The sequence below is a fragment of the Schumannella sp. 10F1B-5-1 genome, assembly GCF_006517535.1.
Taxonomy (GTDB): domain Bacteria; phylum Actinomycetota; class Actinomycetes; order Actinomycetales; family Microbacteriaceae; genus Schumannella.
The window spans coordinates 1-360 of the sequence record NZ_VHQH01000308.1; the positions used below are offsets into that span (position 1 = coordinate 1).

Annotated in this window: 1 pseudogene; it reads left to right on the forward strand. The window is 68.9% G+C overall.

Annotation, left to right across the window (positions count from 1 at the left end):
* Window positions 1-11 precede the first annotated feature (11 nt).
* A pseudogene (locus FJ658_RS15815) lies at window positions 12-360 on the forward strand (alpha/beta hydrolase); the annotation flags it as partial.

The window sequence follows — 360 nt, forward strand, 5'->3', positions numbered from 1 at the left end:
GGTTGATGCTGGTGAGCCCCCCGATCTACCTCGATCCGCGGGAGCTCTCGGACGATCGCGACCGCACCGTGCAGGACCTCTACCTGCGGGCCTACCGCTTCCTCCGCGAGAACGAGGCGTTCACGCTGCGCAACGCGGGGGTGCTGCGGCGGGTGCTGCCGATCCCGGGCATGGTGCACCTCGACGCGGCGAGCTGGGATCCGTTCGTGAAGTCGCTCGAGCACACGATCGAGTCGCAGACCACGATCTCCGACATCGCGGCCCTGCGGGTGCCGGTCGACATCGTCTACGGCACCCTCGACCAGTTCTCGTCTCCCGGCGGCATCCGGATCGCGGAGCGGATGCGCGGGGTGACGGTCA